This window comes from Streptomyces pacificus (assembly GCF_011766325.1).
Taxonomy (GTDB): domain Bacteria; phylum Actinomycetota; class Actinomycetes; order Streptomycetales; family Streptomycetaceae; genus Streptomyces; species Streptomyces pacificus.
The window spans coordinates 1-25894 of record NZ_BLLG01000027.1 but is presented as its reverse complement, the minus strand read 5'-3'; the positions used below and the strand labels follow the sequence as shown (position 1 = coordinate 25894).

Annotated in this window: 20 protein-coding genes and 1 pseudogene; 13 read left to right on the top strand and 8 right to left on the bottom strand. The window is 72.1% G+C overall.

The genetic code is table 11. The features are described from left to right. Nucleotides 1-148: 148 nt before the first annotated feature. The 3 genes and pseudogenes from SCWH03_RS26840 to recX form a co-directional block, all read left to right on the top strand. Nucleotides 149-1291, top strand: a complete 1143-nt coding sequence (locus SCWH03_RS26840) for an AI-2E family transporter (protein WP_173267293.1) — start codon at nucleotides 149-151, stop codon at nucleotides 1289-1291. A 309-nt stretch (nucleotides 1292-1600) separates the two neighbouring features. Further along, on the top strand, nucleotides 1601-2734 hold the full coding sequence (recA, locus tag SCWH03_RS26835) for a recombinase RecA (protein WP_173267291.1): 1134 nt from the start codon (nucleotides 1601-1603) through the stop codon (nucleotides 2732-2734). Continuing rightward, a pseudogene (gene recX, locus SCWH03_RS26830) lies at nucleotides 2629-3336 on the top strand (recombination regulator RecX); the annotation flags it as partial. The gene recA and the pseudogene recX, both read left to right, overlap by 106 nt. 321 nt (nucleotides 3337-3657) lie before the next feature. Here recX and SCWH03_RS26825 read toward each other — a convergent pair. The 5 genes from SCWH03_RS26825 to SCWH03_RS26805 form a co-directional block, all read right to left on the bottom strand. Beyond that, nucleotides 3658-5268: an FAD-dependent monooxygenase gene (locus tag SCWH03_RS26825; protein ID WP_173267290.1), complete on the bottom strand. Its 1611-nt coding sequence runs from the start codon at nucleotides 5266-5268 to the stop codon at nucleotides 3658-3660. Between the two features lie 697 nt (nucleotides 5269-5965). Next, nucleotides 5966-6880 (bottom strand): amino acid ABC transporter permease, encoded by a 915-nt coding sequence (locus SCWH03_RS26820; RefSeq protein WP_173267289.1) that lies wholly within the window; start codon nucleotides 6878-6880, stop codon nucleotides 5966-5968. After that, a complete protein-coding gene (locus SCWH03_RS26815; protein ID WP_173267288.1) occupies nucleotides 6877-7542 on the bottom strand; it encodes an amino acid ABC transporter permease in 666 nt (221 codons plus the stop codon). The genes SCWH03_RS26820 and SCWH03_RS26815 overlap by 4 nt, the downstream gene beginning before the upstream one ends. A 96-nt stretch (nucleotides 7543-7638) precedes the next feature. Then, a complete protein-coding gene (locus SCWH03_RS26810) occupies nucleotides 7639-8481 on the bottom strand; it encodes a glutamate ABC transporter substrate-binding protein (protein ID WP_173267287.1) in 843 nt (280 codons plus the stop codon). Between the two features lie 88 nt (nucleotides 8482-8569). Then, nucleotides 8570-9355, bottom strand: coding sequence for an amino acid ABC transporter ATP-binding protein (locus SCWH03_RS26805; RefSeq protein WP_173267286.1), 786 nt, complete (start codon nucleotides 9353-9355; stop codon nucleotides 8570-8572). 254 nt (nucleotides 9356-9609) lie between these two features. On the opposite strand from SCWH03_RS26805, the gene SCWH03_RS26800 reads away from it, so the two are divergent. Both SCWH03_RS26800 and SCWH03_RS26795 read left to right on the top strand, forming a co-directional pair. Next, nucleotides 9610-10311 carry a response regulator transcription factor gene (locus tag SCWH03_RS26800; protein ID WP_173267285.1) on the top strand — a complete coding sequence of 234 codons (702 nt, stop codon included), beginning with the start codon at nucleotides 9610-9612 and terminating at the stop codon, nucleotides 10309-10311. 14 nt (nucleotides 10312-10325) lie between these two features. Beyond that, the gene (locus SCWH03_RS26795) at nucleotides 10326-11723 is read left to right on the top strand and encodes a sensor histidine kinase (RefSeq protein ID WP_173267284.1); all 1398 of its coding nucleotides are present in this window, start codon (nucleotides 10326-10328) and stop codon (nucleotides 11721-11723) included. 445 nt (nucleotides 11724-12168) lie between these two features. On the opposite strand, the gene SCWH03_RS26790 is transcribed toward SCWH03_RS26795, so the two are convergent. After that, a complete protein-coding gene (locus SCWH03_RS26790) occupies nucleotides 12169-13167 on the bottom strand; it encodes a TAXI family TRAP transporter solute-binding subunit (RefSeq protein ID WP_173267282.1) in 999 nt (332 codons plus the stop codon). Nucleotides 13168-13317: 150 nt separating this feature from the next. Here SCWH03_RS26790 and miaB point away from each other — a divergent pair, with 150 nt between their 5' ends. After that, nucleotides 13318-14808, top strand: a complete 1491-nt coding sequence (gene miaB / locus SCWH03_RS26785; protein ID WP_173267280.1) for a tRNA (N6-isopentenyl adenosine(37)-C2)-methylthiotransferase MiaB — start codon at nucleotides 13318-13320, stop codon at nucleotides 14806-14808. Nucleotides 14809-15192: 384 nt separating this feature from the next. After that, nucleotides 15193-15909, top strand: coding sequence for a class III extradiol dioxygenase subunit B-like domain-containing protein (locus SCWH03_RS26780; RefSeq protein WP_173267279.1), 717 nt, complete (start codon nucleotides 15193-15195; stop codon nucleotides 15907-15909). Nucleotides 15910-16294: 385 nt separating this feature from the next. Here the strand turns inward: SCWH03_RS26780 and SCWH03_RS26775 are convergent, their stop codons facing one another. After that, the gene (locus SCWH03_RS26775; protein WP_173267277.1) at nucleotides 16295-16552 is read right to left on the bottom strand and encodes an Rv0909 family putative TA system antitoxin; all 258 of its coding nucleotides are present in this window, start codon (nucleotides 16550-16552) and stop codon (nucleotides 16295-16297) included. A 19-nt stretch (nucleotides 16553-16571) separates the two neighbouring features. Then, nucleotides 16572-16880 (bottom strand): hypothetical protein, encoded by a 309-nt coding sequence (locus tag SCWH03_RS26770; protein ID WP_173267275.1) that lies wholly within the window; start codon nucleotides 16878-16880, stop codon nucleotides 16572-16574. A 384-nt stretch (nucleotides 16881-17264) separates the two neighbouring features. Here SCWH03_RS26770 and miaA point away from each other — a divergent pair, with 384 nt between their 5' ends. The 6 genes from miaA (at nucleotide 17265) to hflX (ending at nucleotide 25594) form a co-directional block, all read left to right on the top strand. Beyond that, the gene (miaA, locus tag SCWH03_RS26765) at nucleotides 17265-18203 is read left to right on the top strand and encodes a tRNA (adenosine(37)-N6)-dimethylallyltransferase MiaA (RefSeq protein WP_173267273.1); all 939 of its coding nucleotides are present in this window, start codon (nucleotides 17265-17267) and stop codon (nucleotides 18201-18203) included. A gap of 105 nt (nucleotides 18204-18308) precedes the next feature. After that, nucleotides 18309-18761 (top strand): hypothetical protein, encoded by a 453-nt coding sequence (locus SCWH03_RS26760; RefSeq protein ID WP_173267321.1) that lies wholly within the window; start codon nucleotides 18309-18311, stop codon nucleotides 18759-18761. A gap of 29 nt (nucleotides 18762-18790) precedes the next feature. Then, nucleotides 18791-19684, top strand: coding sequence for a diaminopimelate epimerase (gene dapF / locus SCWH03_RS26755; RefSeq protein WP_173267271.1), 894 nt, complete (start codon nucleotides 18791-18793; stop codon nucleotides 19682-19684). 305 nt (nucleotides 19685-19989) lie between these two features. Further along, entirely contained in the window at nucleotides 19990-22122 is a 2133-nt protein-coding gene (locus SCWH03_RS26750) for a RelA/SpoT family protein (RefSeq protein ID WP_173267270.1), read from the top strand. Nucleotides 22123-22264: 142 nt separating this feature from the next. Further along, nucleotides 22265-23752: a M1 family metallopeptidase gene (locus SCWH03_RS26745; RefSeq protein WP_173267268.1), complete on the top strand. Its 1488-nt coding sequence runs from the start codon at nucleotides 22265-22267 to the stop codon at nucleotides 23750-23752. Nucleotides 23753-24103: 351 nt separating this feature from the next. Continuing rightward, nucleotides 24104-25594, top strand: coding sequence for a GTPase HflX (gene hflX / locus SCWH03_RS26740; protein ID WP_173267266.1), 1491 nt, complete (start codon nucleotides 24104-24106; stop codon nucleotides 25592-25594). The last annotated feature ends 300 nt before the right edge of the window (nucleotides 25595-25894 follow it).

Here is a 25894-nt window from a genome sequence, read left to right as displayed (position 1 = left end):
GGCCGGGCGGCCGGACGGCGGCGCCGGAAGTGGCGCGGCAGGTGCCCCGGCCCGGGGGGCCGTCCCCCCGCCCGCAGCCGCGCCGGACGGGAGCGGCGGGAGCGGCGGGGACTGCCGGGCAGCGGGCGCGGCGGTCCCACAGCTCCGGATGCCCCGCTGGCTGCCCCGCGCGATGGTGCTGGCGCTGGCCCTCTACGGGTGCTTCCAGCTCGGCAGCTGGGCCTTCCACCAGCTGATCGGTCTGTTGGTCAATGTGCTGATCGCGTTCTTCCTGGCGCTCGCGATCGAGCCGGCCGTCGGCCGGATGGCGGCCCGCGGCATACGCCGCGGCATCGCCACCTTCCTCGTCTTCATCGCGGTGCTGGCCGCGAGTGTCGGCTTCGTCGTGGTGCTCGGCTCGATGCTGGCCGGTCAGATCGTCGAGATGGTCGAGGATTTCCCCGAGTACCTGGACCAGGTGATCAACTGGATCAACAGGACCTTCCACAGCGAACTGTCCAGGGTCGCGATCCAGGACAGCCTGCTGCGTTCGGACTGGCTGCAGAAGTACGTGCAGAACGGCGCGACCGGTGTACTCGATGTCTCCGCGACGGTGCTCGGCGGTCTGTTCAAACTGCTGACGATCTTCCTTTTCTCCTTCTACTTCGCGGCGGACGGGCCGAGGCTGCGGCGCGCGCTGTGCTCGGTGCTGCCGCCGTCCAAGCAGGCCGAGGTGCTGAGGGCGTGGGAGATCGCCGTCGACAAGACCGGCGGATATCTGTACTCGCGCGGCCTGATGGCGCTGATCTCGGGGTTCGCCCACTACGTGCTGCTCGCGATGCTGGATGTGCCCTATGCCCCGGCGCTGGCCGTGTGGGTGGGACTGGTCTCGCAGTTCATCCCGACCATCGGCACCTATCTCGCGGGTGCCCTGCCGATGCTCATCGCCTTCACGACCAACCCCTGGTATGCGCTGTGGGTGCTGGGCTTCGTGCTGATCTACCAGCAGTTCGAGAACTACGTACTGCAGCCGAAGCTCACCGCCCGGACCGTGGACATCCATCCTGCGGTGGCGTTCGGGTCGGTCATCGCCGGCACCGCCCTGCTCGGTGCCGTCGGCGCGCTGATCGCGATCCCGGCCGTCGCCACGCTGCAAGCCTTCCTCGGGGCCTATGTGAAGCGGTACACGGTGACGGAGGACCCGCGTGTGCACGGGCACCGGAGGCACGGCGAGGTGGTACTGGCCCGGGTCCAGCGGGCCCTGCGCGGCAAGAGGGGCGGGGCGGCGGCCGGCAGGAAGGGCGGCGGCTGAGGGCCCCCTCAGGGATCGCGGCCGTCCGCCCGAAGGCCCGGGCTCCGGGCGCGTCCCGGCGGTCGCCCCGGCGTGCCGCCGGGGCCCGTCGCGGCAGTGCCGCGACGGGCCGGGGCAGGGTGTGGCGCACGGTGCAGCGACGCGCTTGACACCAAAATCGAACATCTATTCTTATAGAGGTCCGGCCTCGGGGTCCCGGGGTTCCCGCCGGGTTGTCCACAGGCTCGAGGACGTCGGGGCGCGTTGTCAGAGGCAGGGGTTAGCGTCTTGGACGTGAAGCGATCGACTCAAGCAAACCGGGTGGAACCCATGGCAGGAACCGACCGCGAGAAGGCGCTCGACGCCGCGCTCGCGCAGATTGAACGACAGTTCGGCAAGGGCGCCGTGATGCGCATGGGCGAGCGGTCGAAGGAGCCCATCGAGGTCATCCCGACCGGCTCGACGGCGCTTGACGTCGCGCTGGGTGTCGGAGGCCTGCCGCGAGGCCGTGTCGTGGAGATCTACGGGCCGGAGTCCTCCGGCAAGACGACCCTGACCCTGCACGCCGTCGCCAACGCGCAGAAGTCGGGCGGCCAGGTCGCCTTCGTCGACGCGGAGCACGCCCTCGACCCCGAGTATGCGAAGAAGCTCGGCGTCGACATCGACAACCTCATCCTCTCTCAGCCGGACAACGGTGAGCAGGCTCTCGAGATCGTCGACATGCTGGTTCGCTCCGGCGCGCTCGATCTGATCGTCATCGACTCGGTCGCCGCGCTCGTACCGCGAGCGGAGATCGAGGGCGAAATGGGCGACTCCCACGTGGGTCTGCAGGCTCGGCTCATGAGCCAGGCCCTGCGGAAGATCACCAGCGCGCTCAACCAGTCCAAGACCACCGCGATCTTCATCAACCAGCTCCGCGAGAAGATCGGCGTGATGTTCGGCTCGCCCGAGACGACCACCGGTGGCCGTGCCCTGAAGTTCTACGCCTCGGTGCGTATCGACATCCGCCGCATCGAGACCCTGAAGGACGGCACCGAGGCCGTCGGCAACCGCACCCGCTGCAAGGTCGTCAAGAACAAGGTCGCCCCGCCCTTCAAGCAGGCCGAGTTCGACATCCTCTACGGCCAGGGCATCAGCCGCGAGGGTGGGCTGATCGACATGGGCGTGGAGCACGGCTTCGTACGCAAGGCCGGCGCCTGGTACACCTACGAGGGCGACCAGCTCGGTCAGGGCAAGGAGAATGCGCGCAACTTCCTGAAGGACAACCCCGACCTCGCCGATGAGATCGAGAAGAAGATCAAGGAGAAGCTGGGTGTCGGAGTGAGCAGCACCGAGGCTCCGGCGGCCGAGCCCGGTGCGGACACGGCGTCCGCCGCGTCCGCCGAAGCCCCCGCCAAGCCGGTGCCCGCGTCAGCCTCCAAGACGGCGAAGGCCGGCAGGGCTGCTGCGGCGGCCAAGGGCTGAGCGGCATCGTGCCCGATCCGAGCGCGCGGCGTACCGCGCAGGGGACGGGCGGCAGCTCAGCGTCGTCGAGGGCCGATGAGGAGCTGCCGCCCCAGGACCCGGCGGAGAGGGCGAGGGCGATCTGCCTGCGCCTGCTCACCGGCACCCCCCGGACCCGGAGACAGCTCGCCGAGGCGCTCCGCAGACGAGACATCCCGGACGACGTCGCCGAAGTGGTGCTGTCCCGCTTCGAGGACGTCGGCCTCATCGACGATGCGGCGTTCGCGGGTGCCTGGGTGGAGTCACGGCACCACGGCCGGGGGCTCGCCCGACGCGCTCTCGCGCGTGAACTGCGCACCAAAGGCGTCGATCCGGGGCTGATCGAGGAGGCGGTCGGCCGGCTCGACGCCGACCAGGAAGAAGAGACGGCGCGCGAGCTGGTCACCAGGAAGCTGCGCTCCACCCGGGGCCTCGACCGGGATCGGCGGCTCCGCCGCCTTGCGGGCGCGCTCGCCCGCAAGGGGTATCCGGAGGGGATGGCCCTGAGGGTGGTCCGCAGGGCACTAGAGGAGGAGGGTGAGGACACCGAGGCACTGGACGGCTTGGAGGACGGCCTCTCCTGAGGACTGCCCCGGACCCCCGCCCGGTTGCGGCTCGGACTCCGACTCCGCTCCACCTCTCAGGACTGCTCTGACGTAGGCCCCCTTGGTTCGGGGATGCGCGTAGGGTCCGGTACCCCGGCCGGTCCAGGCAGCCCGTACGGTTCATAGGGTGCGTGTTCGGTACGGCTCCAGGCTCCGGTTCAGGCAGCCCGTCCGATTCAGGGCCGGGTCAAGTTGACGACAACGCGTTCGGTACGGGATGTGCCGGCCGGCCGCACGGATGCCGTGCCTCCGCGCGGGGCGACCGGCATACGCAATACGGCTGGCTGGCTGGCAGGCAGGTCAGTCCGGCCGGGCGGCGGCGTGCTCGGAAGGGGCCTTTGAGGCCGCGGGCGCACCCCCGCGCACCGCGTCGGCCGCGGCGTACAGCTCCGCGGGACGCACGCCTCCGAAGGCCGCCACAAGGTGTCCGTCCGGTCTCACCATCAGGACCGTGTGCGCTGACGCACCCGGGTAGGACTCGGCTACGAGCAGCTCCGCCCGGGTGGGGAGTTCCGACACCGCCGAGGCGAGCTGCGGCATGACGCCCGCCGTCACCCAGTGGCGCCGGTCCCATACCCCCGTGCCGGGGGCGACCAGCACCACCAGCAGCCGGGCTCTGCCCAGCCGCTGCCGAAGCCCGGTGGTCGATCCTTCGGGAGTCGTCACGGCGACGTCCGCCACCGGAGCGCCCACAGGCGTGGCGACGGCGGCGTGGCTCTCGGTGTGCTGGGGCGTGAGGGGGGAGTGCGGATAGGAGGGGGGTGCGCCCAGTGCACCGAGCCCGAGGTGTCCGTCCGTCAGCAGGGCGCCGTGCCCCCGGGAGGCGCCCGGCAGACAGCTCCGAAGACCCCCGGTGCCGCGCAGTATCGGCAGGGACTGGTCAGCAGCCCGCAGCCGTGCGGCAACCGCCGTGCGCCGTTCGGCCTGGTAGCTGTCGAGCAGGAGGTCGGAGGCGCCGTGGCGCCAGGCGTGGGCCAGTTTCCACGCCAGGTTGTCGGCGTCGCGCAGCCCCTCGTCCACCCCCTGGGTGCCGACCGCGCCGAGAAGATGCGCCGCGTCTCCGGTGAGGAAGGCGCGGTCCGCCCGCCAGCGCCGGGCCAGCCGATGATGGAGGGTGTGGACGCCGGTGTCGAGGAGGTCGTACTGCGGCGGACCGTCGCACCAGCCGGCCAGGGTGTCCCGGACCCGTGAGACCAGTGCGTCGGGCGTGACCAGTTCGCCGCGGCCCGGCAGGAGCCAGTCCAGCCGCCACACACCGTCGGCCAGAGGGCGGGCGGTCACCTCGTCGCCGACCGCCCGCCACGGTGGCAGCCGGTGCACTACCCCTTCGCCCGGCCAGGGGAGTTCGGTGCGCAGGGCCGCGACGGCGTGGCGTTCCACCGCGGTCCGGCCGGGGAAGCGGATGCCCAGGAGTTTTCTGACCGTCGAGCGGGCCCCGTCGCAGCCGACCAGGAAACTCCCGCGCCACCGGGTCGCCTCGGGGCCGCGTGTGTGCGCGGTGATACCGCTTCCGTCCTGTTCCAGCGCGTCGAGTCGGTGGTGTGCGGCGACCTGCACCAGATCGGAGGCTTCCACGGCGTTCCACAGCCCCCGCGTCAGCGCATGCTGCGGAATGTGCACGGGAGCGGGTAGATCTTCTCCATGGAACTCCACCCGGTGCAGTTCCTGCTTGCGTCGAAGCGCACGCCAGCCCACCCAGCGCAACCCCTCGTCGCGCACCGTGGAGCAGCCCAGCCGCTCGGCCAGGGCCGCGGTGTCGGCGCGCAGGACGACCGTGCGCGCGGGGCGCGGGTCGCCCTTGGCCTCGCCCCCGCCCTCGTCGAGGAGCACGGAGGGAACGCCCTGCGCGGCGAGGGCGAGGGCGAGGGCGAGTCCCACCGGACCCGCGCCGACCACGATCACCGGATCCACGGCGCTGCTCCTGGGACCTGCCGGGACGGAGGGAACAGAGGGAAAGGGCAGGTTGGCGCCCGGTGCGCGATCACAGAACGTATGCAACCCACTGCCGCTGCCGCCGTCAAGCGATGAAGGGCGGGTTGAGGCCGCCGAGTACCGGGGGAAGGAGAGGCGACGGGGGGAAGGCGAGCCGGCTCGCATCGCGAGGCACGATACCGCCGAGCACATCCGGGCCCTTGCGCTGTCCGCCGGCGGTGACCGGCAGCGAGAGGTCACCCGACTCCGTCGGCGACCCGTCATCAGTGACCGAGGCTGGTGCCGGCCCCGTGCTACGCGACGCCACGAGGCACTCCGGTGGGTGGCCCGGCATGGCGGCCAGGCCGGATGGCGTCCGGCCGGGTGGTGCAGGGGATCAGGGCGGCGGAGTCCGCGGGGCGCCGGCGGTGAATCGGTAGGATCGGACGTCCGGCCCGCCTGAGCGGGACACCGCGCGGGGTGTCGTCTCCATGGAGACCTGCACGGACCTCGAACCGGAACGCGGAGCGCCCCACCACCCGCACCACTTCGCGGGGCACGGCCCCCGGCCGGGCTGCTGCACTGGTCGATCTGGCGCGGACGCCACCAGGCAACAGCCCGACACAGCCGCTACCGGCGACGGCCCCGACGACGAGCCCGCTGGATGCGGAACGGGTCGGAAGGCCGTACCGGAGTGTCAAGGGCCGCTGACGGTCTCAGAGTTGCCGCCCCTGGCGGGAACCGCCCCGGCGGTCTGCAGACCGCCACCGGGTTCGGTGGGCGCGAGGGGGCCGCTGGACTTCTTGCCGCGCCGGACCCTGCGTTCCAGCCAGCTCGCGCAGCTCGTGAGAAGGAAGTTCAGCAACACGAAGATCACCGCGACCACGAGGAAGCTCGGAATGACGTTGGCGTAGTTGGCGGCCAGCGTCTGACGGGAGTTCAGCAGCTCGGTGAATCCGAACATCACGCCGCCGAGGGCGGTGTCCTTCACGATGACGACGAGCTGGCTGACGATCGCCGGCAGCATGGCCGTCACGGCCTGGGGCAGCAGCACCAGCGTCATCATCTGGCCCTTGCGCAGGCCGATCGCCTTGGACGCCTCCGTCTGCCCGGTGGGCAGTGACAGGATCCCCGCCCGCACGATCTCGGCCAGCACCGACGCGTTGTAGAGCACCAGCCCGGTGACCACGGCGTACAACGGCCGCTGTTCGCTGCTGATGCCTGTGTTCATCGCGTAGAACTGGAAGGCGAACAGCATCAGGATCAGCACCGGGATGGCGCGGAAGAACTCGACGACCGCACCCGCCGGCACACGTATCCACGCGTGGTCGGAGAGCCGCGCGATTCCGAAGAGCGCACCCAGCGGCAGGGCGATCACCATGGAGAGCGCCGCCGCTTTGAGCGTGTTCGCGAGCCCCGGCAGCAGATACGTCTCCCACGCCGGGAGACGGGTGAACGGTTCCCACAGCGCCCACTCCAGCTGGCCCTTCTCGGCAAGCTGGGCGATCGCCCACCACAGTCCCGCGATGAGCAGGGCGAGAAAGACGACCGTGTAGGCGATGTTGCGGACCCGGGCCTTCGGTCCGGGGGTGTCGTACAGGACCGAACTCATCGCTTCACCGCCACGCGCTTGCCGACCCAGCCCAGCAGCAGGCCCGTCGGCATCGTCAGCACCACGAAGCCGAACGCGAACACTGCGGCGATGAGCACGAGTTGTGCTTCGTTCTCGATCATTTCCTTCATCAACAGGGCGGCCTCCGCGACGCCGATGGCAGCCGCCACCGTGGTGTTCTTGGTGAGCGCGATCAGCACGTTGGCCAGCGGTCCGACGACCGAACGGAAGGCCTGGGGCAGCACTATGAGCGTGAGCACCTGGGTGAAGCTCAGCCCGATCGCGCGCGCGGCCTCGGCTTGGCCCAGCGGCACTGTGTTGATACCCGACCGCAATGCCTCGCAGACGAACGCTGCCGTGTACGCCGAGAGGCCGAAGACGGCCAGCCGGAAGTACTGCGAGTCGAAGTCGCCCGCGCCGAGCGTCACGCCGTACACATCGGCCAGCCCCAGCGCGGTGAACACGATGATGACCGTGAGCGGGGTGTTCCGGACGATGTTGACGTAGGCGGTCGCGAAACCGCGCATCAGCGGTACGGGACCTACCCGCATCCCGGCCAGAACGGTTCCCCAGACCAGGGAAAACAGGGCGGACAACAGCGTGAGCTGCAATGTCACCCAGAATGCCCCGAGCAGGTCGTAGCCTTCAAGGAAATCAAACACAGAACTATCCGCATCCCGCGCGCGTGTATGGATGGCAGGGGCGCGCGGCCGTGCGATCGCGCGCCCCTGATGACCGGTCAGGCCGACCGGGAGGTGTTACTTCAGCTCACCGATCTTCGGAGCCGGCTCGAACTCGTAGCCCGCCGGGCCGAAGGTCTCGTCCATGACCTTCTGCCAGCTGCCGTCCGAGACCATCTTCTCGAGCGCCTCGTTGATCTTGGCGGTCAGGTCCGAGCCCTTCTTGACGCCGATGCCGTAGTTCTCGTTGGACAGGTTCAGGCCGGCGAGCTTGAACTTGCCCTTGTACTGGTCCTGCGCCGCGTATCCGGCAAGGATCGAGTCGTCGGTGGTCAGCGCGTCCACGACCTTGTTCTGCAGGGCGCCCAGGCACTCCGAGTAGCCGCCGCGGTTGACGAGTCCGGCGTCCTTGGCGAAGTCGTTCTTGACGTTCTGCGCCGAGGTGGAACCGGTCACCGAGCAGAGGTTCTTGGTGTTGAGGTCGGTGGCCTCGGAGATGCTCGTGTCGTCGGCGCGCACCAGCAGGTCCTGGTGCGCCAGGAAGTACGGTCCGGCGAAGTCGACCTTCTGCTTCCGCTCGTCGTTGATCGAGTAGGAGGCGATGATGAAGTCCACGTCACCGTTCTGCAGCGCGGTCTCGCGGTCCGCGCTCTTGGTCTCCTTGAAGGTGATCGACTTCTCGTCGTAGCCGAGCTCCCCGGCCACGTACTTGGCGACCTCCACGTCCATACCGGAGAACGAGCCGTCCGGCTCCTTGAGGCCGATGCCGGGCTGGTCGAACTTGATCCCGACCGTGATCTTGCCGGTGCCGCTCCCGTCTCCCGCGGAGTCGTCGGTGCTGCCGTCGCCCCCACAGGCCGTGACGGTGAGGGCGAGAGCGGCGGCGGCCGCTGCGGCGGCGGAGGCCTTGCGGAACTTCATGTGGACTTCCCTTGGTTGGACGTGATGTGTGCGATCGGCAGAGCTTTCCCCGGGTCGACGGTGCCCGGGGAAGGACCGGTTCAGCGGTTCAGTGGTGCAGGATCTTCGAAAGGAAGTCCTTGGCCCGTTCGCTGCGCGGGTTGCTGAAGAACTCCTCCGGCGTGGCCTCCTCGACGATCCTGCCGTCGGCCATGAAGACGACGCGGTTGGCGGCGCTGCGGGCGAACCCCATCTCGTGGGTGACGACGACCATCGTCATGCCGTCCCGTGCCAGCTGCTGCATGACCTCGAGCACCTCATTGATCATCTCGGGGTCGAGCGCGGACGTGGGCTCGTCGAACAGCATGACCTTCGGGTTCATCGCCAGGGCCCGGGCGATCGCGACGCGCTGCTGCTGACCGCCGGAGAGCTGCGCCGGGTACTTGTCGGCCTGCGAGCCGACGCCCACCCGGTCGAGCAGGCCCCGGGCCTTCTCCTCGGCTGTCTTCTTGTCCGTCCTGCGGACCTTCAGCTGGCCCAGCATGACGTTCTCCAGCACCGTCTTGTGGGCGAAGAGGTTGAACGACTGGAAGACCATGCCGACGTCGGCACGCAGCCGGGCCAGTGCCCTGCCCTCGTCGGGCAGCGGCCTTCCGTCGATCGTGATCGAACCGGAGTCGATCGTCTCCAGACGGTTGATCGTGCGGCACAGCGTGGACTTTCCGGACCCGGAGGGCCCGATCACCACCACGACCTCGCCGCGCTCGATCGTCAGGTCGATGTCCTGGAGCACATGCAGCGCGCCGAAGTGCTTGTTGACGTTGCTCAGTACGACCAGGTCCGTCGTGGCCGGCACGGCGCCCTCGGGGCCCTTGGTCACTGATACTCCGCTCATCGGCTTCTTGCTCCGTCCTCCTCGGTTGGGAGGACCTTAATGAGGTGCTGCGACCAGCGTCATTACATCTGAGCGGAAATTGAGCATAACGATCCGGTCGCAACCGGACACTCTGGGTATACGGGGCGTCGGTCGGAGTACCGGGTGGATAACGAAGAAGCCCAGGTCGCCGGTGTGCCTCTTGACGCGTGGTGGGACTATCGGTCTTTATGCCCTGGTAACCACATGCGAGTCACCACCGGGAGGGGGGACATATGAGACTGCTGCTCGTCGAGGACGACGACCACGTCGCCGCGGCCCTGTCCGCGGTGCTCGCACGGCACGGCTTCCAGGTCACCCACGCCCGCAACGGCGAGGAGGCACTGCAGGCCGTGCTGCCGGCGGCCGCCGAGGGAAAGGCGCCCTTCGGGGTGGTGCTGCTCGACCTGGGGCTGCCGGACCAGGACGGCTACCAGGTGTGCGGGAAGATCCGGAAGCTCACCAGCACCCCGGTGATCATGGTCACCGCGCGCTCGGACGTGCGCTCCCGCATCCACGGGCTCAACCTCGGCGCGGACGACTACGTGGTGAAGCCCTACGACACGGGTGAGTTGCTCGCCCGCATCCACGCCGTCAGCCGGCGTACCGCCCCCGGCGAGGAGACCGCGCCGGACCCCGGCAGCGCGCTCAGGCTCGGCCCGGTCACCATCGAACTGCCCACCCGCCGGGTCAGCGTCGACGGGGCGGACGTCCCACTGACCCGCAAGGAGTTCGACCTGCTGGCGCTGCTCGCGCAGCGGCCCGGGGTCGTCTTCCGCCGTGAGCAGATCATCAGCGAGGTGTGGCGCACCAGCTGGGAGGGGACCGGCCGGACGCTCGAGGTGCATGTCGCGTCGCTGCGCTCCAAGCTCCGCATGCCCTCCCTCATCGAGACCGTGCGCGGCGTCGGCTACCGCCTCGTCGCTCCCGCCGGGTAGGAGGCCCGCGCCCCTTGCGTACCCGCCTCCTCCCGCTGCTCATCGTCCTCATGGCGGGTGTCCTGCTGGCTCTTGGACTCCCGCTCGCGGTGAGCCTGGCGGCAGCCGAGCAGCAGCGGGTGGTGGTCGACCGGCTGGACGACACGGCACGGTTCGCCGCCCAGGCCCAGTTCGTCACCGAGGGGGACACGGGGCATGCCGAGCGCCGAACCACCCTCGAGGAGGAGCTGACCCGCTACCACGACGTGTACGGGATACACGCCGGCGTCTTCCACCGCAGCCGTGCCGCCATGGCCCGGGCCCCCTGGCACTGGGAGGTCCCCGAGGCGGGGGTGGGCGCCCAGGCATTCGCCGAGGCCCTGCTCGGCCGCCGCAGCCAGGACCCGCCGCAGGTCTGGCCGTGGCAGCGGGACGGCCGGATCGTGGTCGCCTCGCCGGTCGTGCGCGACGGCGACGTCGTGGCGGTCGTCGTCACCGACTCGCCCACCGGGCAGCTGCGCTCCCGCATCCTGCGCGGCTGGCTGCTCATCGCGGCCGGTGAGTCCGCGGCGATGCTGCTCGCCGTGGGCGCCGCGTTCCGGCTCACCGGGTGGGTGCTGAGGCCGGTGCGCGTTCTCGACGCCGCCACCCACGGCATAGCGACCGGCCGGATGAACTCCCGGGTCGCCGCGGCCGGCGGCCCACCGGAACTCCGGCGACTGGCCCGTTCGTTCAACGAGATGGCCGACAACGTCGAGCTGGTGCTGGAGCAGCAGCGCGCCTTCGTCGCCGACGCCTCACACCAGCTCCGGAACCCCCTCGCCGCACTGCTGCTGAGGATCGAACTCCTCGCGCTCGAGCTGCCCGAGGGCAACGAGGAGATCGCCTCGGTGCGCACGGAGGGCAAGCGGCTCGCCCGGGTCCTCGACGACCTGCTGGACCTGGCACTCGCCGAACACGCCTCCGCCGACATCCGGCTCACCGACATCGGTGAGCTGGCCGCCGAGCGGGTGGCGGCCTGGCGGCCGCTCGCGGAGAAGAAGGGGGTGCGGCTCAGCGGCCACGGGCCGGCGGTCACCGCCTGGGCCGACCCGATCGCGCTCTCCAGCGCACTGGACGCCGTGATCGACAACGCGCTGAAGTTCACACCGAAGGGGGAACAGGTCACGGTCACCGCCTCGGCGGACGGCAAGATCTCCACGATCGTGGTGGCCGACGGCGGACCCGGGCTCACCGACGAGGAGCTCACCCGGGTCGGCGACCGCTTCTGGCGCAGCGGCCGCCACCAGAACGTGAAGGGCTCGGGCCTCGGACTCTCCATCACGCGCGCGCTGCTCTCCGCGGGCGGCGGTTCGATCGCGTACACGCGCAACGAGCCCCGCGGACTGCGGGTGACGGTCGCGCTTCCGCGCAATCCGCCGGCGGTCCGATGACGGGCCGATGACGGTCCTGTGACGGGCCGGGCGGCCTGCGGGGCGCCCGCCGGGCTCCTACCAGTTCGCCGACCGGTCCGACATCGCGATGTGGCCGCACATCGGCGACGGTACGGGCGCCAGGATCAAGGAACTGATCTGATCGAGCATCCCCAGGCAACTGGCCCGAGAGGCGGGCAGGCCCGGTGCGTAGGGCCTCCACCGCCTGCGGGGCGGCGCTGCCAAGCGCCGGCAGCTGCTGCGTGCCCCCCCCGGTGACGCCACCGGGGGGCACTGCAGCGACGGCTGCCGCGACTGTCGCCCCGACCGCCTCCAGGCCGCAGACGGACAGGGCGCCGGTCGGGCGCCGACCGGGCACCGGTCCCGGCAGCCTCGCGGAACCGTCCGCGCCGGCGGTCCCCGGGCGCGGGCAGGGCCGGTGGCCTCGCGGCCGGGACCGCCCGCGCTACGGCTTCGCGGAGCTGTAGTACCGCCGGGCACCCTCGTGAAGCGGCAGCGGATCCGTGTAGATCGCCGTACGCAGGTCCACGAGCTGTGCCGGGTGCACCTGGCGGCCGATCCGGTCGCGGCTCCGTATCACGGTCCGGGTCAGCCGTTCGGTCAGCTCGGGGTCCGCCCTGTCGGTGGTGACGAGCAGGTTGGCCACGGCGACGGTCTGCACCGGGGACCTCGCCCCCATCCTGGGGTAGGCGTCGGCCGGGATCACCGCCGAGTGGTAGTACCGCGTCGCGTCTCCCGTCGCGTGGACGCGGCCGATGAGCTCGTCGCCGACCGGGACCAGCCGGACCGGGAAGCGCTCCGACAGGTCCCGGATCGCGCCGGTCGGCAGTCCCCCCGACCAGAAGAAGGCATCCAGCTCGCCCTGCTCCAGCCGCTGGGGCACCGTGTCGAGGCCTGCGGACACCGCGTCGATGTCCTGACGGGAGTCCAGGCCCGCGGCCGTGAGCACCCGGTCCGCGATGAGGCGGACGCCGGAGCCCGGATGCCCGACGCCCACGCGCTTGCCCCGCAGATCCGCCGGGGTCTCCACGGGGGAGCCCTGGGGCACGATCAGCTGCACATAGTCGTCGTAGAGCCGCGCACAGCCGCGCAGCCGATCGGCGCCGGCCCTGCCGTCGAGCCGGTACTTCGCCACCGCGTCGGCGGTCGCGACGGTGAAGTCGGCCTCGCCGCTCACCACCCGCTCGAGGTTCTGCTGCGAGCCCTCGCTGGTACGCAGCTCTATCGACACCCCCGGCAGATCGCGGGCCAGGGCGTGCTGGAGCAGGTCTCCGTACCGCTGGTAGACGCCGCTCTTCACCCCCGTGCTGAACGTGAGCCGACCGCTCGGGCCGTCCTTGCCCGTCGGCAGCAGCCACCACAGCAGCAGTCCGCAGACGACGGCCAGCGCCGCGGAGACCTGCAGGGCGCGGCGCCGTCGGGTCCGGGACGAAGCGGGAAGCATGGCGCGATCCTGCCAGCTCACCCGCGTGTCTGGCCAGGCCCGGCTCTCCGGCCCACCGGGGTCACGCTCCCCGCCGCTGCGGCCCTCCCGCCTTCCGCCCCGGAACGCGGGGGCGACCGGCGGCCCTCACCCCGTACCCTGGTGTGCGAGATGAGCGCGAAGACCTACGAGGTGCGCACCTACGGGTGCCAGATGAACGTCCACGACTCCGAGCGGTTGTCCGGCCTGCTGGAGGACGCGGGCTATGTCCGGGCGCCCGAGGGCACGGGTGAGGGCGAGGCGGATGTCGTCGTCTTCAACACCTGTGCGGTCCGGGAGAACGCCGACAACAGGCTGTACGGCAACCTCGGGCGGCTCGCCCCGATGAAGGCCCGTCGGCCGGGTATGCAGATCGCCGTCGGCGGCTGTCTGGCCCAGAAGGACCGCGACACCATCGTCGCGAGGGCGCCCTGGGTCGACGTCGTCTTCGGCACGCACAACCTCGGCAAGCTGCCCGTGCTGCTGGAGCGCGCCCGTGTGCGGGAAGAGGCGCAGGTCGAGATCGCCGAGTCGCTGGAGGCCTTCCCCTCCACGCTTCCGACGCGCCGCGAGAGCGCGTACGCGGCCTGGGTGTCCGTCTCCGTCGGGTGCAACAACACCTGCACCTTCTGCATCGTGCCCGCGCTGCGGGGCAAGGAGAAGGACCGCCGCCCCGGCGACATCCTCGCCGAGGTCGAGGCGCTGGTCGCCGAGGGCGTCTCGGAGATCACCCTGCTCGGCCAGAACGTCAACGCCTACGGTTCCGACATCGGCGACCGCGAGGCGTTCTCCAAGCTGCTGCGCGCCTGCGGAGGGGTCGAGGGACTGGAACGCGTCCGCTTCACCTCCCCGCACCCGCGCGACTTCACGGACGACGTGATCGCCGCGATGGCCGAGACCCCCAATGTGATGCCGCAACTGCACATGCCGCTGCAGTCCGGCTCGGACACGGTGCTCAGGGCGATGCGCCGCTCGTACCGGCAGGAGCGCTACCTCGGCATCATCGAGAAGGTGCGTGCGGCGATCCCGGACGCGGCCATCTCCACCGACATCATCGTGGGCTTCCCCGGCGAGAGCGAGGAGGACTTCGAGGAGACCCTGCACACCGTCCGCGAGGCCCGGTTCGCCCAGGCCTTCACCTTCCAGTACTCCAAGCGGCCCGGGACCCCGGCCGCCGAGATGGACGGGCAGATCCCGAAGGAGGTCGTCCAGGCGCGCTACGAGCGGCTGGTGGCGCTCCAGGAGGAGATCTCCTGGGAGGAGAACAGGAAGCAGGTCGGCCGGGTCGTCGAGGTCATGGCGGCGGAGGGCGAGGGGCGCAAGGACGGCGCCACGCACCGGCTGTCGGGCCGCGCGCCGGACAACCGCCTGGTGCACTTCACCAAGCCCGCGGAAGAGGTGCGACCTGGCGACGTCGTGACCGTCGCGATCACCTACGCGGCTCCGCACCACCTGCTGGCCGAGGGCGAGGCGATCTCCGTGCGGCGTACCCGGGCCGGCGACGCCTGGGAGAAGCGGCACACAGGCCCGCAGCGGCCCGCCGGCGTGATGCTCGGGCTGCCCGCGGTCGGCGTCCCGGCCCCGCTGCCCGCTCCGGCGGGAGGCTGCTCGGCGGTGGGCTGACCCGCGGGCGCCGCCACGGGGTGCGGGAGCCTGTGCGCTTGTGGTCCGGGTGGGTGTCCGCCGGCGCGGGCGCGGTCGGCGCGGTGGGCGCGCTTCCTGCGGGTCCGGTGGCGCGTCCGCGGTTTTCCGTGGGCGCCGATCGGCGGGCCGGGGCCCCGTGTTGCCTTCCGCGGGTGTCCCTCGGCCGGGTTTGCCGGTGTGCACGCGGTTTCGCCCGGGCGTCCGCGGTGGCCGTGGTCCACGCGGCTCCCTGCCCAGGTGCAGGTGCAGGTGCAGGTGCAGGTGCAGGTCGCCGGTACGGAGTCGTACGGCCCGCGGCCCCCGGTGCGGGTATCCGCAGGGCGGCCGGGACCTTCAGGGGGCGCGGCCCCTTAGGCTGCGCTCATGCTTGTCGCCGCCGCCGTCTGCCCCAGCCCTCCCCTCCTGGTCCCCGATGTGGCCGCCGGCGCCGCATCCGAGCTCGGCACGGCCCGGACCGCCTGTGCCGAGGCGCTGGGCGTGCTGGCCGGGGCGCGCCCCGAGCTGCTGCTCGTGGTGGGCCCCGCCGGGCCCGGTGAGCGGCCTGGGCCCTACGCGCCGGGGACACCCGGATCACTCGAGGGTGTCGGCGTGCCCGCCCGGTTTTGCCTGGGGACGGCCGAAGGGCCTGCGCCGGAAGGGAGGCTGCCCCTGGCGCTGGGTGTCGGAGCCTGGCTCCTGGAACGGGCGCGATGGTCCTCGGCCCCGGTGGAGGGTCTCGCAGTGGACACCGGCCTTTCGGCCGAGCGCTGCAAGGAAGCCGGACGGGAGCTCGCCGGGCGGGTTAGCCGGGTCGCGCTGCTCGTCATGGGCGACGGCAGCGCGTGCCGCAGCCGGAAGGCTCCCGGGTATCTGGACGATCGGGCGGCGCCCTTCGACGCGCAGGTCGCCCGAGCGCTCGGCACTGCTGACAGCGCAGGTCTCGCCGCTCTCGACGCGGCACTGGCCCGCGAACTCGGCGCGGCCGGCCGTGCACCGTGGCAGGTGCTCGCGGGCGCCGCCGAGGGCGCCCGCCTGAGCGGACGGCTGCTCTACGAGGAGGCTCCCTACGGCGTCGGGTACTTCGTCGCCGCCTGGTCCTGACCCCGGGCCCTCCCTGCCCGGGCCGTCCGGGGCCGGGCCCGGGCGCCGCGTGGTGCCCCGCGAAGCGGTGCAGGTGGTCGAGTGCTTCGCGTTCCGGTTCGAGGTCCACGGCAATCTCCGTGGGCGCGTCACCCCGCGCACCGTCACGCTGAGGCGGGCCGGATGTCCGGTCCGGCCGGGTCACCGCCGACGCCCCGCGGATTCCGCCGCCCTGGTCCCCTGCACCGCCCGGCGGTGACGCCATCGCGCGCCGTTCCCGCCCGGGCGCATGTCCGCGGAGCCGGGGACGTGACAGACGTACCGGCACCCCGAGGTGTGCCGGTACGCGCGACCGCCGGCCGCGGCACGCACGCTCCGCGGCCGGCGGCCGGTGCCCGGCGCGCTCTCAGGAGGCCGGCGGCGGGGCGCCCTTGCCGCCCTCACGGGTGCCGTCGTCCTTGTGGGCGAGGCGGCCCCAGGACTCCTCCGCCTTTCCGGTGCCGGACTCGATCTTCTCGCTGTCCGTGCCCTCGGCCCGGTGGTCGACCGTCCGTGCGGCCTTCTCCCACCCCGCCTCGACCCTGTGCCCGTGCCGGTGGGCGAGGTCGGCGAACTTCGCCCTGGCGGGCGCGAGCCCTGCCTTCAGCGTGTCCATGATCCCCACGGTTCACCTGCGCTCATCCCTACCGCCGGGCGCCCTGCCCGGCCTCGTTGTCCACGGCCTCGCTGACGGACTGCTGCTTCGGGATCTCGACCTGCTCCTCGCCGGGGGACCCGGCGGGGCCCGACGGCCCGGACCCGCCGGGCGCGGCGGAGGCCACGGGACTCCCGCCGGCACTGGCGCCGGACCCGGCAGTGGCACCGGCGTGGCCCCCGGCCTCTTCGCCATCGCCGCCGTCCGCACAGCCGGTGGCCTCGTCAGCGGACGCCGGTCGCTCCGGTTCCACCGGCTCCTCCGCCTCCACCGGTCGCTCGGCATCCACTGCATCCACGGGGCCCACGGCATTCACAGCATCCGCGCCATCCGCGCCATCCGCGCCATCCGCGCCATCCGCGCCATGCACGGCCTCCTCGGCCGGCTCCCCGTCGGTCCGAGCCGCGGAGCCCTCCGCCGTCTGATCGGGGACGCGTTCCTCGGCCGTCACCTCCACGGCCCCTTCGGCTTTCCGGCGAAACCTGGCGAAGAATCCCATATCCACTCCAAAGATCAACTCGTGCGAGCGAAGCTCCGCTCCACCCGGAGCGGTCCGTCGCCTCGCCCCGAGGGCGCCGGTCCCGCGACCGGCGCCCAGAACCTCGCAACAGGCAACGACCCCGCCCGGACCGCGTCACGTAACTCGTTCGGGGACGGCCGGGTCGTTTGCGAGACTGGTGCGGTGAGAAGCGCAGCCCCCGCACCGCGGGTCATCGCCGTCGTCGGCCCCACCGCGGCCGGCAAGTCCGATCTGGCCGTCCATCTGGCCCGGCGACTCGGCGGCGAGGTCGTCAATGCCGACTCCATGCAGCTCTACCGCGGGATGGACATCGGTACCGCGAAACTGGCCGAGGAGGAACGCGGCGGGGTTCCGCACCACCTGCTCGACATCTGGGACGTCACCGAGACCGCGAGCGTCGCCGAGTACCAGAGGCTGGCGCGGGCGGAGATCGACCGGCTGCTCGCCCGCGGACGCACCCCCGTGCTCGTCGGCGGGTCGGGGCTCTACGTGCGCGGAGCGATCGACGCGCTGGAGTTCCCCGGCACCGACCCCGAGGTGCGCGCACGGCTCGAGGCGGAGCTGGCGGAGCGCGGCTCGGGGGCGCTGCACGCACGCCTGGCCGCCGCCGACCCGGACGCCGCCCTCGCGATCCTTCCGGGCAACGGCCGACGGATCGTCCGGGCCCTGGAGGTGATCGAGATCACCGGCAGGCCCTTCACCGCGAACCTCCCGGGACACGAGGCCGTGTACGACACCCTGCAGATCGGTGTCGACGTCGCCCGCCCGGAGCTCGATGAGCGCATCGCACTGCGCGTGGACCGGATGTGGGACGCGGGGCTCGTCGAGGAGGTGCGGATTCTGGAGGCGCGGGGGCTGCGTGCCGGGCGGACCGCCTCGCGCGCACTCGGCTACCAGCAGGTGCTCTCGACGCTCGCGGGGGACTGCACGGAAGGGGAGGCGCGCGCCGAAACCGTGCGCGCCACCAAGCGGTTCGCGCGCCGCCAGGACTCCTGGTTCCGGCGTGATCCACGTGTGCACTGGCTGAGCGGCGCCGCCGCGGACCGCGAGGAACTTCCGGGCCTGGCTCTCTCGTTGGTCGAACGACCGGTTACAGCCTGATCACGTGATGGCATCGGGACGCCACGGCCGTCAATGCGGTGCCCCGGGCCGTGCCATCATCGAGCATCGATCGACTTCTGGTCCGAGTGGGGAGGGCGCGTGGCGATGGAGGCCGGCCCTCGCGACAGAGAACAGCAGGCACAGGACGACCCGCCCCGTCTGAGCCCCGACGGCCCGGACGAGGCCGGGGATCTGCTCGAGGACGGCTCGGGTGCCGGCGGCGCGGTCGAGGTGGAGCTGCGCCCGCCGCGGCGGCTCAGGATCTGGCAGCTCGCCCCCATCGTGGGGCTCGCCGCCGTCGGCTCGCTGATGTTCGCGTTCCCGCTGGCGTTCGGCTCCGGGGACGGCGGTGCGGTGGTCGCCATGCTCGGCCTCCTGATCAGCTGCTGCGCCGCGGGCTGGGGCATGATGGCCGCCCGCCGTGTCGGCCACACCTGGCCGGGCCTGCCCGAGCGGAGCTCCGGCGACCGCCCGGACTGGCGTGTGATCGCCCTGTACGTGGTGATGGCGGCCGTCCTCGTCGCCCTCGCCGTGTGGCGCGTGGCCCGGCTCCGCTGAGCGCCCCGAGGTCCCCGTACGATGGGGCTGTGACCAGCGCTGCTCCCGCCCCCGCCCAGCCGCTCCCGCCTGTCGCCTTCCTCAAGGGCCACGGGACCGAGAACGACTTCGTGATCGTCCCGGACCCGGGCAACGAGCTCCGGTTGCCCGCGTCCGCGGTCGCTGCGCTCTGCGACCGCCGTGCGGGCATCGGCGGCGACGGGCTGCTGCGCGTGGTGCGCTCATCTGCGCACCCCGAGGCGCGTTCCCTGGCGGGCGAGGCCGAGTGGTTCATGGACTACCGCAACGCGGACGGTTCGATCGCCGAGATGTGCGGCAACGGCGTGCGGGTCTTCGCCCGCTATCTGCAGCGCGCCGGCCTCGTCGACGCGGGTGATCTCGCGGTGGCCACCCGGGGCGGCGTCAAGCGGGTGCACATCGCCGAGGACGGCGGCATCACCGTCGCCATGGGCCGGGCCCTGCTCCCGGGGGACGGCGTCACCGTCACCGTAGACGGCCGCGACTGGCCCGCCCGCAACGTGAACATGGGCAATCCGCACGCGGTCGCCTTCGTCGAGGACCTCGACCACGCGGGCGACCTCTGCACCGCGCCGCCGTTCACCCCGGCCTCGGTGTACCCGGACGGGGTAAACGTCGAATTCGCCGTTGACCGCGGCCCGCGCCATCTGGCCGTGCGGGTGCATGAGCGGGGCTCCGGCGAGACCCGCTCCTGCGGCACCGGCGCCTGCGCCGTCGCCGTCGCGGCGGCGCGCAGGGACGGCGCGGACCCTGCCGTGACCGGCTCTCCCGTGACCTATCGGGTGGACCTCCCGGGCGGCCGGCTGACCGTGACCGAGCACCCGGACGGCGAGATCGAGATGACCGGTCCCGCGGTCATCGTCGCCGAAGGCCGTATCGACCACGCCTGGCTCGAGGCACTCTGACCGGACCGTGGCCGACCCCCGACCCCGCATACCCCGTACCCCGCATACCCCGCACCCCGCATACCGGTATGCCCCGTACCCAGGGTTCGCCTCGAAGGTCACGGCGCGGGCGCCCGTCCGCGCTCCTCGGCACCTCGCACGTCTCCGGGAGCGGCGGTCACCGTTGCCGTCGCTCGAATGAGTGATCCGATTCACGCTGGGCGAGAGGTGAACTCGGCCGCGTGGTGCGCTCGGTAGCATCAAGCACCGGCAGGGAGGGCACGCCTGGCCCACCCGCCGCCGGTCGACGCCGCCGGAGGTGCCCCATGAGTGCAGAGGCCGCCAACCCTGGTGCTTCCAGCCGCAGACGGGCCCGCCCCAGGCTCGACCTCCGTCGGCTGGGCAGAGCAGCGCTGCTCGGTCCCGCAGCGCGGGGCCGGGTCCCGGATGCCATCGGCCACGTCGCCGAGGCTCATCGCGCCCACCATCCCGACGCCGATCTGGCGATCCTGCACAGGGCGTACGTCCTCGCCGAGTCCTCGCACCGGGGGCAGTTCCGCAAGAGCGGCGAGCCGTACATCACGCACCCCCTCGCCGTGACCCTCATCCTCGCCGAACTCGGCGCTGAGACGACGACCTTGACCGCCTCGCTCCTCCACGACACCGTCGAGGACACCGATGTGACGCTGGTGCAGGTCCGGGAGGAGTTCGGTGAGGAGGTCTGCTACCTCGTCGACGGGGTGACCAAACTGGAGAAGGTCGACTACGGCGCGGCCGCCGAACCCGAGACGTTCCGCAAGATGCTCGTCGCCACCGGCAACGACGTCCGGGTCATGTCCATCAAGCTCGCGGACCGGCTGCACAACATGCGCACCCTCGGCGTGATGCGCCCCGAGAAGCAGGAGCGTATCGCCAAGGTCACCCGCGACGTGCTGATCCCGCTCGCCGAGCGGCTCGGCGTCCAGGCGCTCAAGACCGAACTGGAGGACCTGGTCTTCGCGATCCTCCACCCGGAGGAGTACGCACGCACGCGTGCGCTGATCGCGGAGAATGCCGACGCGGTGGACGCCCTGGCCGCCGTCGCCGGCAAGGTCAGGGCCGTCCTGCGGGACGCGGGCATCCAGGCCGAAGTGCTCCTCCGCCCGAGGCACTTCGTGTCCGTGCACCGGGTACGGCTCAAGCGGGGCGACCTGTCCGGCACGGACTTCGGCCGCCTGCTGGTGCTGGTCGGCGAGGACGCTGACTGCTACGCCGCCCTCGGTGAACTGCACACCTGCTTCACGCCGTTGATCTCCGAGTTCAAGGACTTCATCGCCGCTCCCAAGTTCAACCTGTACCAGTCGCTGCACACGGCGGTCGCGAGCACCGACGGCGCGGTCGCCGAAGTCCTCATCCGCACCCACCAGATGCACCGCGTCGCCGAGGCCGGCGTCGTCGCCCTCGGCAATCCGTACACGGCGGACACCGCGGAGGGAGCCGGCCTCCCCGGGGCGGCCGAGCCCTCCGCCGGGGCCGAGGGCGAGCGGGCGGACCCGACCAGGCCGGGCTGGCTCTCCCGGCTCCTTGACTGGCAGGAGTCCGCCCCCGACACCGATACCTTCTGGACCTCGCTCCGGGCGGACCTGGCCGAGGACCGCGAGATCACCGTCTTCCGCGCGGACGGCGGCACCCTGGGGCTCCCCGCCGGAGCGAGCTGTGTGGACGCCGCCTACGCGCAGTACGGCGAGGCGGCGCACACCTGTGTCGGCGCCCGGGTCAACGGCCGGCTCGCCGCGCTCGCCACCCGGCTGTCGGACGGCGACACCGTCGAGCCGCTGCTCGCCCAGGACGCGGCCTCCGGGCCCTCGCCGGACTGGCTCCAGCACACCCGTACCCCCGCGGCCCGGATCGCGATCACCGGATGGCTCGCCGAGCACCCCGAGGCAGCCAGGCCGCAGGCCGCGGCGCCCCGCGCGGCTGCCGCCGGCCCGTCGGCGGCCTCCGGAGGCCGCCGACGGGCCGGCGCGAACGCCGTCGCCGAGGCGCCCGGACTCCCGGGCGCCACCGTCCGCCTCGCCGGGTGCTGCACCCCGGTGCCGCCCGACGCGGTGACGGGGTTCCCGGTCCGCGGCGGCGCGGTCACCGTGCACCGCGGTGAGTGCCCGGGCGTGTCCCGGATGCGCGCCATGGGGCGGCGGCCCGTCGAGGTGCGCTGGGGCCGGGCGGCGGAGTGCCGTGTGACGCTGGTCGCCGAGGCGTTCGGCCGGCCCCGCCTCCTCGCCGACCTCACCGAGGCCATCGCGACGGCGGGGGCGGCGGTCGTCTCCGCCACCGTCGAACCGCCGAGCGAGCAGCGGGTACGCCACACGTACACGCTCCAGCTCCAGGACGCCGCCGGGCTTCCCCCGCTGATGCGGGCGATGCGCGATGTGGCGGGGGTGTACGACGTGAGCCGCGCACGGCACCCGGCCGCGCACTGAGCGGCCTGCCGCCCCGGCCGCGGCCCGCCGTCCGGGTGGCGCGCGGGGCACGGCACCCGGACCGGCCAGACTGTCACCCGTTCGGGTGTGCGCGGAGCGAGCCGTCACGCTCCGCGTTCCCCGCGCTGGTAGCGGTGAGGGCATGCGCCTCACTCCACGACGCCTGCGGGCCGCGTCGCTCGCCGCCGCCTCGGCCGCGCTGGTCGCCGCCGTACTGCCCGGCCCCGAACCACTGGGTATCGGTGACCCGCTGTTCCCGTATCTGGGCAACCCCGGGTACGACGTCCTCACCTACGACATCGCCTTCACCTACCGAGGCGTCAACAGCAAGCCGCTGGATGCCGTCACGAAGATCGACGCACGGGCCACCCGGAACCTGGAGCGGATCAACCTCGACTTCACCAGCGGCACCGTGAGGGCGGTGGAGGTGAACGGCCGCAGTGCCGCCTTCACCACCGTCGGCGAGGACCTGGTGATCACCCCGCGGGGGGCCGTGGGCGCCGGCACCCCGTTCGCCGTCACCGTCACCCACACCAGCGAGCCACCGGGCGAGCAGGCCGGCGGCTGGGTCCGCACCGCCGACGGCCTGGCGATGGCCAACCAGGCCGACGCCGCCCACCGCGTCTTCCCCTGCAACGACCATCCCGCCGACAAGGCGCACTTCACCTTCCGCGTCACCGCTCCCGCGGAACTGACCGCCGTGGCCAACGGCCTCCCGGTCCCGGCCGCAGGGCACGGCGACGCCACGTCCGCCACCAGGACCTGGGTGTACCGCACCCGGCACCCCATGGCGACCGAACTGGCCCAGGTCAGCATCGGCAGATCGGCCGTGGTCCACCGGGAGGGCCCCGACGGCCTGCCGCTTCGGGACGTCGTCCCCGCTGCGCAGGCGGCGCGGCTGGAGCCCTGGCTCAGGAAGACCCCCGCGCACATCACCTGGATGGAGGGCAAGGTCGGGCGCTACCCGCTCGAGACGTACGGCCTGCTGCTGGCACAGGCCGAGACCGGCTTCGCACTGGAGACCCAGACGCTGTCGCTCTTCGCGATGTCGATGTTCACCGACGACCGGTACCCGAAGTGGTACGTCGAGTCCGTCATGGTGCACGAACTCGCCCACCAGTGGTTCGGGAACAGCGTCTCCCCCCGGACCTGGTCGGATCTCTGGCTCAACGAGGGGCATGCGACCTGGTACGGGGCGCTGTACACCGAGGAGCACGCCGGGCGGCCGCTGGAGGACCGGATGCGCGAGGCGTACGCGAAGTCCGACCGCTGGCGCGCCGCCGGGGGACCGCCCGCCGCCCCCGAACCCGCGGAGCCCGGCCGGCAGCTCGGGCTGTTCCGGCCGATCGTGTACGACGGCAGCGCACTGGTCCTCTACGCGCTCCGCCAGGAGATCGGGAAGGACGCCTTCGCCACACTGCAGCGGGCCTGGGTCGCCGAGCACCGCGACGGCACGGCGACGACGGCCGACTTCACCGCCCTGGCACAGCGGATCTCCGGCCGCGACCTGACCGGGTTCTTCCGGGGCTGGCTCTACGGTGCGACGACCCCGAAGATGCCGGGTCACCCGGACTGGCGCAGCGAGCCACCCTCGGACCGGCCGGCCGCCGCTCCGGCCGGGGAGCACTGACCTCCGCCCACTCCGGCCGGGGAGCCGCCGGCCTCCGACACCGCAGCCTGGCCCTGGGCGGCCAGCAGCCCGGCCCTGGGCCGACGTCACACGAGCCCCCGAACCCGCCGACGGCTTCCGGGCCCGGGCGGGAGCGGAAATCGAGGTGACGGCCGCGTCGGTGCCGTGGGACCATCGGCAGGTCGGCGCGGCGGCGGGCGGACCCCTCCCGGAGGGGGAGCAGTTCGGCACCGGCCCGTCCACCCCGGCGCGGCACCGGGAATGTTCCCCGGCCGTGACGCGTTGCCATGACTGCCGGAGTATGCGGGGCGCATGCGGCCCGCAGCGGCCTCCCATCGACGTAAGGATCCCATGACCTCCTCTTCATCCACTTCCCAGGACGCGCTGAGCTTTGCGGAGACCTCCCGCACCGAGAGCCTTCGGGCCGATGCCCTGATGGAAGAGGACGTCGCCTGGAGCCACGGGATCGACGGAGAGCGGGACGGCGACCAGTTCGACCGCTCCGACCGCGCCGCGCTGCGACGCGTGGCGGGCCTTTCCACCGAACTCGAGGACGTCACCGAGGTCGAGTACCGGCAGCTGCGCCTCGAGCGTGTGGTGCTCGTCGGTGTGTGGACCTCCGGGACCGCCCAGGACGCGGAGAACTCGCTCGCCGAGCTGGCCGCCCTCGCCGAGACGGCGGGAGCCCTGGTGCTGGACGGCGTGATCCAGCGCCGTGACAAGCCGGACCCGGCCACCTACATCGGCTCCGGCAAGGCGAACGAGCTGCGCGACCTCGTGCTCGAGAGCGGAGCCGACACCGTGGTCTGCGACGGTGAACTCAGCCCTGGCCAGCTCATCCACCTCGAGGACGTGGCCAAGGTCAAGGTGGTCGACCGGACCGCGCTGATCCTGGACATCTTCGCGCAGCACGCCAAGTCCCGGGAGGGCAAGGCGCAGGTGGCCCTGGCACAGATGCAGTACATGCTTCCCCGGCTGCGCGGCTGGGGCCAGTCGCTGTCCCGGCAGATGGGCGGCGGCAGCGGCGGCATGGCGACCCGCGGCCCCGGTGAGACCAAGATCGAGACAGACCGGCGCCGGATCCGCGAGAAGATGGCGAAGATGCGCCGGGAGATCGCGGAGATGAAGACCGGCCGGGAGGTCAAGCGGCAGGAGCGCAGGCGGCACAAGGTCCCCTCCGTGGCGATCGCGGGCTACACCAACGCGGGCAAGTCCTCGCTGCTCAACCGCCTCACCGGCGCCGGTGTCCTGGTGGAGAACGCGCTGTTCGCCACCCTGGACCCGACCGTGCGGCGGGCCGAGACGCCGAGCGGCAGGCTGTACACGCTGGCCGACACCGTCGGGTTCGTCCGGCACCTGCCGCACCACCTGGTCGAGGCGTTCCGCTCCACGATGGAGGAGGTCGGCGAGTCCGACCTGATCCTGCACGTCGTCGACGGTTCGCACCCCGCACCGGAGGAGCAGCTGGCCGCCGTCCGCGAGGTGATCCGGGACGTCGGCGCGGTGCACGTGCCGGAGATCGTCGTGGTCAACAAGGCGGACGCGGCCGATCCGCTGGTGCTGCAGCGCCTGCTGCACGTCGAGCGCCGGGCCATCGCCGTCTCGGCGCGTACGGGCTCGGGGATCGACGAACTCCTCGGGATCATCGATTCGGAACTGCCCCGCCCGCAGGTCGAGGTCGAGGCCCTGCTGCCGTACACAGAGGGAGCGCTCGTCTCACGGGTCCACGCCGACGGCGAGGTGCTGTCGGAGGAGCACACCTCCGAGGGCACCCTGCTCAGGGCGAGGGTGCACGAGGACCTCGCGGCCGCGCTCGGGCCGTACGTCCCCGCGGCGCGCTGAGCCCTTCCCGGTCCGCTCTCTCCGTACGACCGTGCCATCCCGGCCCGGGAACGCGCCTCGACGCGGGGCGCCCCCACCGCGGGTGGGGCCCCGGCACAGGGCGCGGCCGCGGTATGCCTCCGGGGCCCCACCGGCAGCGCGCCGGCGGGGCCCGGAGGCATACCGCGGCCCGCGGCGCGGCCACCGGCCCGCGAACCTGCGGCTGACGGCGTCGTACACGGCATTCGCCGTCACAGCGAAGGCGCGCGGCGCGCCCCGCCCTCGCGGAGCCAGGTGTCCCTTTCCCTGTCCCAGTCCTTC